The 13,734-nt window shown below is 70.1% G+C and carries 12 protein-coding genes; 11 read left to right on the top strand and 1 reads right to left on the bottom strand.

The window, feature by feature from the left end:
* Nucleotides 1–21 precede the first annotated feature (21 nt).
* From ACFRU2_RS16020 to rarD, 5 genes are all read left to right on the top strand, one after another.
* A complete protein-coding gene (locus tag ACFRU2_RS16020) occupies nt 22–1,326 on the top strand; it encodes a sensor histidine kinase (protein ID WP_382972275.1) in 1,305 nt (434 codons plus the stop codon).
* A gap of 298 nt (nt 1,327–1,624) precedes the next feature.
* Entirely contained in the window at nt 1,625–2,284 is a 660-nt protein-coding gene (locus ACFRU2_RS16025; protein WP_308313410.1) for a response regulator transcription factor, read from the top strand.
* Between the two features lie 143 nt (nt 2,285–2,427).
* Nucleotides 2,428–4,371: a 2-oxoacid:acceptor oxidoreductase subunit alpha gene (locus ACFRU2_RS16030; RefSeq protein WP_382972277.1), complete on the top strand. Its 1,944-nt coding sequence runs from the start codon at nt 2,428–2,430 to the stop codon at nt 4,369–4,371.
* Nucleotides 4,364–5,440, top strand: coding sequence for a 2-oxoacid:ferredoxin oxidoreductase subunit beta (locus ACFRU2_RS16035; RefSeq protein ID WP_382972278.1), 1,077 nt, complete (start codon nt 4,364–4,366; stop codon nt 5,438–5,440). The genes ACFRU2_RS16030 and ACFRU2_RS16035 overlap by 8 nt, the downstream gene beginning before the upstream one ends.
* Nucleotides 5,441–5,646: 206 nt before the next feature.
* Nucleotides 5,647–6,612, top strand: a complete 966-nt coding sequence (gene rarD / locus ACFRU2_RS16040; RefSeq protein WP_382972280.1) for an EamA family transporter RarD — start codon at nt 5,647–5,649, stop codon at nt 6,610–6,612.
* A gap of 6 nt (nt 6,613–6,618) precedes the next feature.
* On the opposite strand, the gene ACFRU2_RS16045 is transcribed toward rarD, so the two are convergent.
* Nucleotides 6,619–7,017 (bottom strand): DUF6193 family natural product biosynthesis protein, encoded by a 399-nt coding sequence (locus ACFRU2_RS16045; protein WP_382972282.1) that lies wholly within the window; start codon nt 7,015–7,017, stop codon nt 6,619–6,621.
* Nucleotides 7,018–7,492: 475 nt separating this feature from the next.
* Here ACFRU2_RS16045 and ACFRU2_RS16050 point away from each other — a divergent pair, with 475 nt between their 5' ends.
* The 6 genes from ACFRU2_RS16050 to asnB all read left to right on the top strand — a co-directional run bounded on the left by ACFRU2_RS16050 (nt 7,493) and on the right by asnB (nt 13,724).
* Nucleotides 7,493–8,161, top strand: a complete 669-nt coding sequence (locus ACFRU2_RS16050) for a YybH family protein (RefSeq protein WP_382972284.1) — start codon at nt 7,493–7,495, stop codon at nt 8,159–8,161.
* A gap of 194 nt (nt 8,162–8,355) precedes the next feature.
* Nucleotides 8,356–8,979: an isochorismatase family protein gene (locus ACFRU2_RS16055; RefSeq protein ID WP_382972286.1), complete on the top strand. Its 624-nt coding sequence runs from the start codon at nt 8,356–8,358 to the stop codon at nt 8,977–8,979.
* Nucleotides 8,976–10,880: an anthranilate synthase family protein gene (locus tag ACFRU2_RS16060; protein WP_382972288.1), complete on the top strand. Its 1,905-nt coding sequence runs from the start codon at nt 8,976–8,978 to the stop codon at nt 10,878–10,880. The genes ACFRU2_RS16055 and ACFRU2_RS16060 overlap by 4 nt, the downstream gene beginning before the upstream one ends.
* Nucleotides 10,877–11,224: a hypothetical protein gene (locus tag ACFRU2_RS16065; RefSeq protein WP_382972290.1), complete on the top strand. Its 348-nt coding sequence runs from the start codon at nt 10,877–10,879 to the stop codon at nt 11,222–11,224. The genes ACFRU2_RS16060 and ACFRU2_RS16065 overlap by 4 nt, the downstream gene beginning before the upstream one ends.
* Nucleotides 11,221–11,841 carry a phenazine biosynthesis FMN-dependent oxidase PhzG gene (phzG, locus tag ACFRU2_RS16070; protein ID WP_382972292.1) on the top strand — a complete coding sequence of 207 codons (621 nt, stop codon included), beginning with the start codon at nt 11,221–11,223 and terminating at the stop codon, nt 11,839–11,841. The genes ACFRU2_RS16065 and phzG overlap by 4 nt, the downstream gene beginning before the upstream one ends.
* A gap of 44 nt (nt 11,842–11,885) precedes the next feature.
* On the top strand, nt 11,886–13,724 hold the full coding sequence (gene asnB, locus ACFRU2_RS16075; RefSeq protein ID WP_382972294.1) for an asparagine synthase (glutamine-hydrolyzing): 1,839 nt from the start codon (nt 11,886–11,888) through the stop codon (nt 13,722–13,724).
* Nucleotides 13,725–13,734 lie beyond the last annotated feature (10 nt).

A 13,734-nucleotide genomic window follows, 5' to 3' on the forward strand; every position in this document is an offset into this window, starting at 1 on the left:
GAGGAAGGGCGGGTCGGCGACATGGGTAGCAGCGCACACGGGGGCAGCGGGATCGGCGGGGTGCTGCGGGCTCCCTTCGAGGGGCGGACCTGGCGGGAGTTCGGGTACCTGATGCTCGGGCTGCCGCTCAGCACCCTGTACTTCTCTCTCGCCATCACCGGCGTCAGCCTCGGCGCGGGGTTGCTCGTCACCTTCCTCGGAGTCCCGGTGCTGGCCGGGGTGCTGGCCATGTGCCGCGGGTTCGGGCGCGTGGAGCGGGCCCGGGTGCGCGGAATGCTCGGCGTGGACATCGCGGAGCCGGCTCCGATCCGGGCGAAGAAGGGCGGGGCGATCGCCGGGATGGCGGCGCTGCTCAAGAGCGGGAGCGCCTGGCGGCACGTGCTGTACTCAGTGATCCACTTCCCGTGGGCGGTGTTCGCCTTCTGCGTGGCCCTGACGTTCTGGGCCTACGGGTGGGCCATGCTGCTGTACCCGCTCTGGTTCTGGGTCTTCCCGGCGTTCACCGATCAGCCGGGGCTCCAGGTCTTCCAGAACGACGACTACTCCCTCTACCTGGACTCCCCGCTCGCCATCGCGGTGACCTGCGCGATCGGGCTCGCCTTCACGCTGGCCACCCCCTGGCTGGTCCGGGCCCTGACCACCGTGGACCGGCTGCTCGTCGGCGGGCTGCTCGGGCCGTCGCGGCTCGCGCACCGGGTGAGCGAGCTGGAATCCGACCGGGGTGTCGTGATCGACACCGCCGCGGCGGACCTGCGGCGCATCGAGCGCGATCTGCACGACGGTGCTCAGGCCCGGCTGGTGGCACTGGCCATGGACCTGGGGATGGCGAAGGAGAAGCTGACGGAGGACCCCCGGGCCGCCGCGCGGATGGTGGACGAGGCGCACGGGGAAGTGAAGATCGCCCTCCAGGAGCTGCGGGACCTGGCCCGCGGGATCCACCCCGCGGTACTGACCGACCGGGGGCTGGACGCGGCCCTGTCCTCCGTGGCCTCCCGGTGCGCGGTACCCGTACGGGTGGCAGTGGATCTGCCCGCGCGGCCGGCGGCGGCGATCGAGGGGATCGCGTACTTCACGGTGTCGGAGCTGCTGCAGAACGTGAGCAAGCACGCGAGGGCCCGTACGGCCGGGGTCGACGTGTGGAAGTCCGGCGAGCGGCTGCTGATCCAGGTCTCCGACGACGGGGTGGGCGGGGCCGGCACCGTGGCCGGTTCGGGACTGGCGGGGCTGGCCGAGCGGCTGGACGCCGTGGACGGGTTGCTGGTCCTCGACTCCCCCGACGGTGGCGGCACCACCGTCACCGCGGAACTCCCCTGGCGGGCCGTCTGAGACACCCGCTCTCCCGCACGGATGCCCCGCAGGGGTGTCCGTGCGGTCGCGTGTCGCCCCCTTTCCTCCCCTCCGCCGCCCTTTCGGGGTGTCGTTCGGCCCGCCGCGGGCGGGGGCCAAAGCCCTGACTTCGGGGGGTGTCCGGCGCGGAGGGGCACTCGGGGCCGAAAACAGCCGTTCCAAGGGTGCGCGTTGATCGAGATCCAGCTGTATCCGGGCTCAAGACTGGGATGCTTGGCTGAGTCAGGGACAACGGGGAACGAGCAAACGCGGGAGCAGCGGAGTCGTGGAAGACAGGGTGCGGGTGGTCATCGCCGAGGATTCAGTGCTGCTGCGTGAGGGCCTGACCAGGTTGCTGACCGACCGGGGGCATGACGTCGTCGCAGGCGTCGGGGACGCGGAAGCCCTGATCAAGACGGTGGCGGAGCTGGCGGCCGAGAACGCGCTGCCGGACGTGGTGGTCGCCGATGTGCGGATGCCGCCGACGCACACCGACGAGGGCGTACGGGCCGCCGTGCGGCTGCGGCGCGATCACCCCGGCATAGGTGTGCTCGTGCTGTCCCAGTACGTGGAGGAGCAGTACGCCACCGAGCTGCTGGCCGGCTCCAGTACCGGGGTGGGGTACCTGCTGAAGGACCGGGTGGCCGATGTGCGCGAGTTCCTCGACGCCGTCGTCCGCGTGGCCCGGGGCGGTACCGCCCTGGACCCGGAGGTCGTGGCGCAGCTGCTCGGCCGCAGCCGCAAGCAGGACGTGCTGGCGGGGCTGACCCCGCGCGAGCGCGAGGTGCTCGGGCTGATGGCCGAGGGGCGGACCAATTCCGCGGTGGCCAAGCAGCTGGTGGTGAGCGACGGCGCGGTGGAGAAGCACGTCAGCAACATCTTCATGAAGCTGGGTCTGTCACCCAGTGACGGGGATCACCGGCGCGTGCTGGCCGTTCTCACCTACCTAAGATCTTGATCAACTGACACTCTGTCAGGTAAGGCCGGATTCGGACAGACCGCCGAAGGGGCGGTCCAGAAAATGAGCACCCCGGAAAGGAATCCCTGCGGACGTAGGGTTGACCTTGGGCAGTGCTCACGCCTCGAAGGAGGTCCAGTTCAGTGACCAGCCAGGTCAGTAGCCCAGCCGAACAGTCCGACGGGGCCGAAGGCGCAGTCGTCGGCGAGCAGCGGACGTCCCCGGACACCGGGACGAAGGAAGTGCGCCGACTCGATCGGGTGATCATCCGTTTCGCGGGTGACTCCGGTGACGGTATGCAGCTCACCGGTGACCGCTTCACCTCGGAAACCGCCTCCTTCGGCAACGACCTCTCCACGCTGCCGAACTTCCCGGCCGAGATCAGGGCGCCCGCCGGCACCCTCCCGGGCGTCTCCTCCTTCCAGCTGCACTTCGCCGACCACGACATCCTGACGCCGGGCGACGCCCCCAACGTCCTGGTGGCGATGAACCCGGCAGCACTGAAGGCCAACATCGCGGACGTGCCGCGCGGCGCGGAGATCATCGTCAACACCGACGAGTTCACCAAGCGCCCGATGGCCAAGGTCGGCTACGAAACCTCCCCGCTGGAGGACGGCTCGCTGGAGGCCTACAACGTCCACCCGGTGCCGCTGACCACCCTCACCGTCGAGGCCCTCAAGGACTTCGGGCTGTCCCGCAAGGAGGCCGAGCGCAGCAAGAACATGTTCGCGCTCGGGCTGCTGTCCTGGATGTACCACCGGCCCACCGAGGGCACCGAGAACTTCCTGCGGCAGAAGTTCGCGAAGAAGCCCCAGATCGCGGAGGCGAACGTCACCGCGTTCCGGGCCGGCTGGAACTTCGGCGAGACCACCGAGGACTTCGCCGTCTCCTACGAGGTGGCCCCCGCCACCCGCGCCTTCCCCACCGGCACCTACCGCAACATCTCCGGGAACCTCGCCCTGTCCTACGGGCTCATCGCCGCAGGCCAGCAGGCCGATCTGCCGATCTACCTCGGCTCCTACCCGATCACCCCCGCCTCCGACATCCTGCACGAGCTGTCGAAGCACAAGAACTTCGGCGTCCGCACGTTCCAGGCCGAGGACGAGATCGCCGGCATCGGCGCGGCGCTCGGCGCTGCCTTCGGCGGCGCGCTCGGCGTAACCACCACCTCCGGCCCCGGCGTGGCCCTGAAGTCCGAGACGATCGGGTTGGCGGTCTCCCTGGAGCTGCCGCTGCTGATCGTGGACATCCAGCGCGGCGGCCCCTCGACCGGTCTGCCGACCAAGACGGAACAGGCCGACCTGCTCCAGGCCATGTACGGGCGCAACGGCGAGGCCCCGGTACCGATCGTGGCCCCGCGCACCCCGGCGGACTGCTTCGACGCCGCCCTGGACGCGGCCCGGATCGCGCTGACCTACCGGACCCCGGTCTTCCTGCTCTCCGACGGCTACCTCGCCAACGGCTCCGAACCCTGGCGGATCCCGGACGTCGCGGACCTGCCCGACCTGAAGGTGCGGTTCGCTGCCGGCCCCAACCATCAGCTCGCGGACGGCACCGAGGTCTTCTGGCCGTACAAACGCGACCCGCAGACCCTGGCCCGCCCCTGGGCGGTCCCCGGCACGCCGGGACTGGAACACCGGATCGGCGGCATCGAGAAACAGGACGGCACGGGCAACATCTCCTACGACCCGGCCAACCACGAGTTCATGGTCCGCACCCGCCAAGCCAAGATCGACGGCATCCAGGTCCCCGACCTGGACGTGGACGACCCGGACGGGGCCCGCACGCTCGTCCTGGGCTGGGGTTCCACCTACGGTCCGATCACGGCCGCGGTCCGGCGCCTGCGGCTCGCCGGACTCCCCATCGCGCAGGCCCACCTGCGCCACCTCAACCCCTTCCCCAGGAATCTGGGCGAGGTCCTGAAGCGTTACGACAAGGTAGTGGTGCCTGAGATGAACCTCGGGCAGCTGGCCACCCTGATCCGGGCGAAGTACTTGGTCGACGCCCAGCCGTACAACCAGGTCAACGGAATGCCCTTCAAGGCGGAGCAGCTCGCGACGGTTCTCAAGGAGGCCATCAATGACTGAGACGGCGGCGCCGACCGGCCACCCCTCCCTGCTCTCCCTGGTCCCCAAGGCCGAGGGCCGGCAGTCGATGAAGGACTTCAAGTCGGACCAGGAGGTCCGCTGGTGCCCCGGCTGCGGTGACTACGCCGTGCTCGCCGCCGTCCAGGGCTTCATGCCCGAGCTGGGGCTCGCCAAGGAGAACATCGTCTTCGTCTCCGGGATCGGCTGCTCCTCGCGCTTCCCGTACTACATGAACACGTACGGGATGCACTCCATCCACGGCCGTGCCCCGGCCATCGCGACCGGGCTGGCCTCCTCCCGTCGCGATCTGAGCGTCTGGGTGGTCACCGGTGACGGGGACGCGCTCTCCATCGGCGGAAACCACCTGATCCACGCCCTGCGACGGAACGTCAACCTCAAGATCCTGCTGTTCAACAACCGGATCTACGGGCTGACCAAGGGGCAGTACTCCCCCACATCCGAGGTCGGCAAGATCACCAAGTCGACCCCGATGGGCTCGCTCGACGCGCCCTTCAACCCGGTCTCGCTGGCGATCGGCGCGGAGGCCTCCTTCGTGGCCCGTACGGTCGACTCCGACCGCAAGCACCTCACCGAGGTGCTGCGCGCGGCGGCCGCCCACGAGGGCACGGCGCTGGTGGAGATCTACCAGAACTGCAACATCTTCAACGACGGCGCCTTCGAGGTCCTCAAGGACCACGAGCAGGCCCAGGAGGCCGTGATCCGCCTGGAGCAGGGGCAGCCGATCCGCTTCGGCGTCGACAACGCCAAGGGCGTCGTGCGCAACGCGGCCACCGGGGACCTGGAGGTCGTCACCGTGACCCCCGAGAACGAGTCCCGGATCCTGGTCCACGACGCTTCCTCGGCCTCCCCGACCAACGCGTTCGCACTGTCCCGGCTCGCCGACCCGGACACCCTGCACCAGACACCCATCGGGGTGTTCCGCAACGTCCGCCGGCCCGTCTACGACACGCTCATGGCCGAGCAGCTCGAGACGGCCGTCGACCGCAGTGGCAAGGGCGACCTGGGCGCGCTGCTCACCGGGAACGACACCTGGACCGTCGTCGGCTAGTCAGGCGCGAGGCCTCCGCCTCGGCCCTTCGAAGCCCGGACCCGCAGGGAGGGTCCGGGCTTCGTCGTGTCCCGGCCACGCCGGGACCGGGTCCCGGCCGCCGGGCCGCCACCCAAGTGTCATGAGCATCTCGCTCGACGCTAATGACTTTCGGCGCCGGCGGCGCTACCGTCGTCAGGTTGGCTTGAAGTAGCTCTGGAGGTCCCGTGAAGGCACAGAACGACCAGCGCACGGGGTTGCTCTACGGATTCGCCTCGTACGGGATGTGGGGGATCGTCCCCCTCTTCTGGCCGCTCCTCCAGCCCGCCGGAGCGATCGAGATCCTCGCCCACCGCATGGTGTGGTCCCTGGCCGTGGTCGGCGTGGCACTGCTGGCTCTGCGGCGCTGGGGATGGGTGTCGGAGCTGCTGCGCCAGCCGCGCAAGCTCGCCCTCACGGGGGTGGCCGCCGCCCTGGTGACCGTGAACTGGGGCGTGTACATCTGGGCGGTCAACAACGGCGCGGTCGTCGAGGCGAGCCTCGGCTACTTCATCAACCCCCTGGTCACCATCGCGCTCGGCGTCCTGGTCCTGGGCGAGCACCTGCGCCGCACGCAGTGGGCGGCCGTCGGGATCGCCGTCGCCGCCGTGCTGGTCCTCGCCGTCGGGTACGGGAGGCCGCCGTGGATCTCGCTGATCCTGGCCTTCTCCTTCGCCCTGTACGGGCTGATCAAGAAGCAGCTCGGCATGGGCGGCCTGGAGTCGCTGACCGCCGAGACCGTGATCATGTTCCTGCCCGCCCTCGGCTACCTGCTGTGGCTCGGCTCGCGCGGCGACTCCACCTTCACCGCACAGGGCCCGGGGCACGCCGTCCTGCTGGCCTCGGCCGGGCTGGTCACCGCGATCCCGCTGATCTGCTTCGGCGCGGCCGCGATCCGGGTCCCGCTGTCCACCCTCGGGCTGCTCCAGTACATGGCCCCGGTCTTCCAGTTCGGCCTCGGCGTCCTCTACTTCCACGAGGCCATGCCGCCCGCCCGCTGGGCCGGCTTCTCCCTGGTCTGGGTCGCCCTCTCGATCCTCACCTGGGACGCCCTGCGCACCGCCCGCCGCTCCCGCGCCCTGCGCCTGGACGGCCTGTCGGCGCCCCTGTCGGCACCCCTGCAGACCCCGACGCCGGCGCGCGAGACGGCGTAACACCGGCTACCCCTCCATCGGCAGCCCCGTCGCGGCGAGCCGCAGGCGGGGCGGCACGTGCGCCACCACCAGGGCCACGGCCTCCCCGGCCGTGTCGACCTCACCGACCTGCCCGGCGGGATCCTTCCGCATGACGCGGAACCGCCCGTCGGGCAGCGGGATCACGAAGGGGACCGCCACCTCGTAGGGGAAGCGGGTCGTGCTGCTGAAGTGCACGTGGCAATGGCTCGTGTACGGGTACAGCTGCCGCAGGATCGGGTCCTCGTGGGCCTCCTCCAGCACGGCGATGGTGCCGAGTCCCCAGACCTTGGGACCGAGGCGCTCCAGGCGGTCCGCCCACGCCCGCCGTGTGCCGAGCCACTGGGCCTCGACGACCTCGGCACGGGTCTCTTCGTTCACGTTCATCCCCCCAGTGTGCTCCCGCCCCGGCGCCACGGGCGGCTCCGTACGCCTTCCGAACGGGTATGACCGGATCAAGGTCTTGACGGACCATCACTCCCTCACCGGCCACCGGGCTCGCGCGGACGCACGTCGCCCACCCGCCCCTCCGGGCGGAATTCATGTTTCCTCTTATTTTCTTCGGCCGGCCCCGCTCCTCGGCCGCATCCTGCGGGCCGAGTTCCGCGATCGGCGATCGCCGCAGGCCATTACGGCCGGGCCGTTATTCCGCTTCCCGCCCGGGCCGGACCGGGCTCCCGCTGCGGACGGACCGAATTGCACACCAGCGACATAGGCATTTTTAGCTCGTTGACAAGCCCAAGTTGGTGACGGTTATATGAAGTCATCGAAGGGGGGGATGGCGAATGAGGACCAACCAAAAGGCCCCATTCCGCAGGCGAATTGAATTAGTCCACTGCCATCTCCAATTCAGGGAGATGATATGAGCATAATCAAGCACACACTTCCGCTCTCCGCCGCCGCCATCGTGCTGACGGTCGCGAGCATCGCAGGGCCCAGCTACCTCCAGACCCAGTCGGCGGCCGCGAGCACCTCGGCCGTCGCCGAGACGCCGGCAGCAGCCGAAACTCCGGCAGCCCCCGAGGCACAGGCACCCACCGAAGCTCCGGCGGACGCCGCGAGCCAGACGGGCATCTTCAACCCGCGGCCGGTCGCGAGAACCCCCGAACAACTGCTCCAGCTCCTGGGCGAGCGGATCAAGGCCAAGGACATCGACGGCATCATCGCCCTGCACGAGCCCGAAGCGGCGATCGTCGACTGGGACCTCACGGTCATCAGGGGCCACCAAGCCATCAGGAACTTCTACGTCGGTTGGTTCAACCTGAACCCGGAGCTCACCGTCAACGCCCGCCAGACCGTGGCGACCGGAGGCTGGCGCGGGTGGGACGGCGTGGTCCGCCAGCGCACGGCGTCGATCATGGGCGACTACAGCCTGGCGCAGGACGGGACGGCCGGCGGCCCCCGCGTGAGCTTCACCGGCAACTTCTGCGACACCGTGGAAGAGCAGCTGGACGGCACGTGGCTGTACGTCCTGGACAACCCGTACCCGCCCCACGGCGGGGGCTCGCCGGCGGCGGCCTCCCACCACTGATCCGGGCATCTCGGCCGCCTCGGCCGTCTCGGCCTTTTCTGCTCAGTAATTCGGCCGGCGAATTCTTCACGCACATTGCGCGCTCCATTCACCGCGCCGGAAAACAAGCAGGGCGAGGAAATTCCACCCGCCCATGGGGATCCGATGATCCCCATGGGCGGCCGGCCCACACTCAATCAACCCGAGGGGGAACCGTGCCGGGCATAGCCCCGATCTCGTCATACCCACTGCCGACGGCGGCCGAACTGCCCGCCAGCCCGGCCCCGTGGAAACCCGACCCCGACCGAGCGGCCCTGCTCGTGCACGATATGCAGCGCTACTTCCTCGCGCCGTTCCCGGCGGAGATCCGCGATCCGCTCGTACGCCACTGCGCGCTCCTGCGGGAGCGCTGCGCCGCCCTCGGGGTCCCGGTGTTCTACACCGCGCAACCCGGTGGCATGACCGACGGGGAACGCGGCCTGCTCAAGGACTTCTGGGGTCCGGGCATGAGGGTGGACCCCGTCGATCGTCAGATCGTCACGGAACTCGCGCCGCGGCCCGCGGACCACGTGCTCACCAAGTGGCGCTACAGCGCGTTCTTCCGCTCGGACCTGCTGGACCGGATGCGCGCCCAGGGGCGCGATCAGCTGATCGTCTGCGGGGTGTACGCACACGTCGGTGTGCTGGCGACGGCCCTCGAGGCGTTCACCAACGACATCCAGCCGTTCCTGGTCGCCGACGCCGTCGGTGACTTCTCCGCCGAGTACCACCAGCTGGCCCTCGACTACGCGGCCGCCCGCTGCTCGGTGGTCACCACCACCGAGGAGGTCTTCCGATGAACTCGATGCAGCTGCTCGAACACGTGCTGGGCCCCAACCCGGGTCCCTTCGCCCTGCTGCACCGCCCCGAGGCGCTGGGCGCGGACCGCGTGGAGATCCTGCTGGGCGAGGTCACCACCCCGGCCCGGCTCGCCGACATCCCGCTGGGCGGCCGGGGCGGTCAGCCCGCCGGGGCCCGGCACGAGGCACTGGTCCTGGTGCCCCACCAGCAGATCACCGAGCGCGGCTTCATCGCCGCCGCGGACGGATCGCCGCTGATCGCCATGTCGGTGACCGACCAGGGCCAGATCGCCACGCCGGACGCGCTCAGATGCCTGCCGGACGAGCCGATCACCCTGGACGGCGGGCATTTCGACACCGAGGACGAGGCCTACGCCGACACGGTCCGCGCGGTCCTCGACAACGAGATAGGCACCGGCGAGGGCTCGAACTTCGTCATCAAGCGCTCGTTCGTCACCACCATCACCGACTACTCGACGCGCAGCGCGCTCAGCCTGTTCCGCCGGCTCCTCACCCGGGAGAGCGGCGCCTACTGGACCTTCATCGTGCACACCGGCACGCGGACCTTCGTGGGCGCCACTCCGGAGCGCCACGTCAGCCTGCGGGACGGCGTCGCGGCGATGACCCCGATCAGCGGCACCTACCGCTACCCGCCCACCGGGCCGGTCCGGTCGGAGGTCATGGAGTTCCTCACCGACGGCAAGGAGACCGACGAGCTGTACATGGTCCTGGACGAGGAACTCAAGATGATGGCCCGGGTCTGCCAGGGCGGCGGCCGGGTGAGAGGACCGTTCCTGCGGGAGATGGCCCACCTCGCGCACACCGAGTACGTCATCGAGGGGCGCAGCGACCTCGACCCCCGGGACATCCTGCGGGAAACGATGTTCGCCCCCACCGTGACCGGCAGCCCGCTCGAGAACGCCTGCCGGGTGATAGCCCGCTACGAGCCGCGCGGTCGCGGCTACTACGGCGGCATCGCGGCCCTCATCGGCCGGGGCGCCGACGGCGCGCGCACCCTGGACTCGGCCATCCTCATCCGCACCGCCGACATCCGTGCCTCGGACGTCGACGGCAGCGGCCACGTGGAGGTCGGGGTGGGCGCGACCCTGGTCCGGCACTCCGATGCCGACGCCGAGGTCGCGGAGACCCGTACCAAGGCCGCGGGCGTGCTCGCGGCACTGGGCGCCGCGAACCGGCTCGTCGAGGACCCCTTGATCCAGAAGGCCTTGGGTGGCCGCAACGAGACGCTCGCGCGCTTCTGGCTCAGCGACACCGCATCGCGGGCGCAGCCCCATCCGATGCTCGACGGCCGCCGGGTACTGATCGTCGATGCCGAGGACACCTTCAGCTCGATGCTGGCGCACCAGTTGAGCGCCATCGGACTGACCGTCGAGCTCGCGAGCTTCGACGCGGTCCACCGCTTCGACGACCACGACCTCGTCGTCATGGGTCCGGGACCCGGCGACCCGCGGGAGGCCGGCGACCACCGGATGTCCCGCCTCACCTCGGCGATCGAGGAGTTGCTCTCCCGGCGCATCCCCTTCCTGGCCGTGTGCCTGAGCCACCAGCTGCTGTCCCGCCACCTCGGGCTCGAACTGAGGCGCCGGGACGTCCCGAACCAGGGCACCCAGCGGGAGATCGACCTGTTCGGCTCCCGGGAGCGGGTCGGCTTCTACAACTCCTACGAGGCCCGGTCGCGGGCCGAGCAGCTGGAGTGCCCCGGCGTCGGCGAGGTGAAGGTGAGCCTCGACCCCCGCACCGGAGAGGTGCACGCCCTGCGCGGGGCGCACTTCGGATCCGTGCAGTTCCACCTCGAATCCGTACTCACCCAGGACGCCGAGCGCGTCCTGACCGAACTGCTCGTCCCCCTGCTGGAAGCCGCGAAGGTGGTGAAGGTATGAAGGCCGCCGTCTCCTGGTGGGACCTGTCCGGGTCCGACCAGACCATCGACTCCCTGCGCGTCTACCTGCGCGACGAGGGAGTGGACCCGTGGACCGAGGTCCTCGGCATGCGACTGAAGTTCTGGATCTCCGACCGGCAGCAGAACCGGTGGGGCGCGGTGATGCTGTGGGACTCCGACGCCGACCTGACGCAGCCGATGCCCCCGAACCGGGCCACCGAACTCATCGGGTACCCGCCGACCGACCGGATGATGACCGAGGTCGAGGCGATCGTCGAGGGCCTCCACTCGGGTGAGACGTCCGAGCGCGGCCTGGCCTTCGAGACCGCCGGGAACGCCTCGTGAGCGCCGCGGCCCGGCCCCTGGTGGCCGATGAGTTCACCGCCCCGCCCGCCGGGCCGATGGACCTGCTGCGGACCTGGTTCGACAGCGCCGTCGCGAACGCCGTACGCGAACCGGGCGCCCTGGCACTGGCCACCGCCGATGCCCGCGGCCGCGCCTCCAACCGGATCGTGCAGGTGCTCGCGGTACGCGGTACGGGGCTGGTGTTCGCCAGTCACTCCGACAGCCGCAAGGCCCGGGACTTCGACGAGACGGGCTGGGCGTCGGGCGTCTTCTACTGGCGCGAGGCCGGCCGCCAGGTGAGCGTGAGCGGCCCGGCCCGCCCGCTGCCCGACGAGGAGTCCGACGCCCTGTGGGCCGCCCGGCCCGCCGCCGCGCACCCGATGTCGGTGGCCTCGTACCAGAGCGCACCACTGGCGGACGAGGACGCCCTGCGCGAGCGGGCCCGGGAACTGGCCCGGGGCGGCGCCGCACTGACCCGCCCGGACCGCTGGCTCGGGTACCTGCTGGAACCGGCTTCGGTCGAGTTCTGGCAGGCCGACCAGGAGGACCGGCTGCACCGGAGGCTGCGCTACGAGCGCGACGACTCCGGCTGGCGTACGGACCGGCTCCAACCCTGACCGTGCTCCGAACCCCTTGGACCAAGTGAGAGAAAGGCAAGCCGATGTGTGGAATTACGGGCTGGATCTCGTTCGACCGTGATCTGGAGCAGCAGCGCACCCAACTGGACGCGATGACGCAGACCATGGCGTGCCGGGGGCCGGACGCCGGTGGCGCCTGGATCGAGCGGCACGCGGCCTTCGGGCACCGGCGGCTGTCGGTCATCGACCTCGAGGGCGGCGCCCAGCCCATGGTGGTGCCGACCGACAACGGACCGGTGTCGATCACCTACAGCGGTGAGGTCTACAACTTCAAGGAGCTGCGGGCCGAGTTGGTGCGCCGCGGCCACCGCTTCCGGACCGACAGCGACACCGAGGTGGTGCTCAACGGCTACGTCGAGTGGGGCGAGGCGCTCGCCGACCGGCTCAACGGCATCTACGCCTTCGCCATCTGGGACTCCCGCGTCGAGAAGCTCGTCCTGATCCGCGACCGGATGGGCGTCAAGCCCCTCTACTTCTACGAGACCGAGGACGGGGTGATGTTCGGCTCCGAGCCGAAGGCGATCCTCGCCAACCCGCTGGCGGAGCGCGCGGTCGACCTCGCCGGGCTGCGGGAGCTGGTCAGCTTCACCCAGACGCCGGGAAGCTCGCTGTGGTGCGGAATGCGCGAGGTGGTGCCGGGGGGCATCGTCATCGTGGACCGCGCCGGCCTGCGCGAGCGCCGCTACTGGACGCTGCCCACCCGGCAGCACACCGATGACCTCAAGACCACCATCGGCAACGTGCGGGACCTGCTCGAGGACATCGTGAACCGCCAGGTCGTCTCCGACGTACCCCGGTGCACCCTGCTCTCCGGCGGTCTGGACTCCAGCGTCATCACCGCGCTGGCCGCCGCCAAGCTCGGCGAGTCCGGCGAGAAGGTGCGCAGCTTCGACGTGGACTTCGTCGGACGGGCGGACGACTTCGTCGCCGACGAGCTGCGCGGCACGACGGACGCCCCCTACGCCCGGGAGGTGGCCGCCCGCGCCGCGACGCAGCACCAGTCGATCGTGCTCGACCACGCCTCGATCGCCGACCCGGACATCCGGCGGAAGGTCATCACCGCGCGGGACAGTCCGCTCAGCCTCGGCGACATGGACACCTCGCTCTACCTGCTGTTCCAGGCCATCCGCCAGCACTCCACGGTCGCCCTGTCCGGGGAGTCCGCGGACGAGGTCTTCGGCGGGTACCGGTGGTTCCACCAGCCGGAGGTCCAGGCCGCGAAGACCTTCCCCTGGATGGCGGTCTTCGTCAGCGGTGCCAAGGCCCAGGTGTCCGACCGGTTCAACCCGGGCATCACTGCGGCCCTCGACCTGCCGACGTACATCGCCGACCAGTACTCCACCGCGGTCGGAGAGGTCGAGCGGGCGGAGGGCGAGAGCGACCACGAGATGACCATGCGGACCATGAGCCACCTGCACCTGACCCGCTTCGTCCGGATGCTCCTGGAGCGCAAGGACCGGATCAGCATGGCGGTGGGGCTGGAGGTCCGGGTCCCGTTCTGCGACCACCGGCTCGTGGAGTACGTCTACAACGCCCCGTGGTCGATGAAGACCTTCGACGGCCGGGAGAAGAGCCTGCTGCGCGCCGCGACCGCCGACCTGCTGCCCCAGTCGGTGCTGGAGCGGACGAAGGCCCCCTACCCGGCGACGCTGGACCCGCAGTACACGAGCGCGCTGCTGCAGCAGTCCAAGGAACTGCTGACGACCGACGACCCGGTCTTCGGCCTGGTCGACCGCAGCTGGCTGCAGGACATCACCCAGCAGGACCCGTCCAACATGCCGCTCGATGTCCGCAACGGCATGGAGCGCGTGCTCGACCTGAGCACCTGGCTGGACATCTACCGCCCCGAACTGCGCCTCTGACACGGAAATC

Origin of the sequence: Streptomyces sp. NPDC056883 (genome assembly GCF_042788835.1) — a bacterium.
GTDB lineage: Bacteria > Actinomycetota > Actinomycetes > Streptomycetales > Streptomycetaceae > Streptomyces > Streptomyces stoeckheimensis.

Bases quoted from the DNA above. Each gene is read 5' to 3' on its own strand.
- ACFRU2_RS16020 (WP_382972275.1), top strand. From the start codon at position 22: ATGGGTAGCAGCGCACACGGGGGCAGCGGGATCGGCGGGGTGCTGCGG.
- ACFRU2_RS16035 (WP_382972278.1), top strand. From the start codon at position 4,364: ATGACTGAGACGGCGGCGCCGACCGGCCACCCCTCCCTGCTCTCCCTG.
- ACFRU2_RS16045 (WP_382972282.1), bottom strand. From the start codon at position 7,017: ATGAACGTGAACGAAGAGACCCGTGCCGAGGTCGTCGAGGCCCAGTGG.
- ACFRU2_RS16050 (WP_382972284.1), top strand. From the start codon at position 7,493: ATGAGCATAATCAAGCACACACTTCCGCTCTCCGCCGCCGCCATCGTG.
- ACFRU2_RS16060 (WP_382972288.1), top strand. From the start codon at position 8,976: ATGAACTCGATGCAGCTGCTCGAACACGTGCTGGGCCCCAACCCGGGT.
- ACFRU2_RS16065 (WP_382972290.1), top strand. From the start codon at position 10,877: ATGAAGGCCGCCGTCTCCTGGTGGGACCTGTCCGGGTCCGACCAGACC.
- asnB (WP_382972294.1), top strand. From the start codon at position 11,886: ATGTGTGGAATTACGGGCTGGATCTCGTTCGACCGTGATCTGGAGCAG.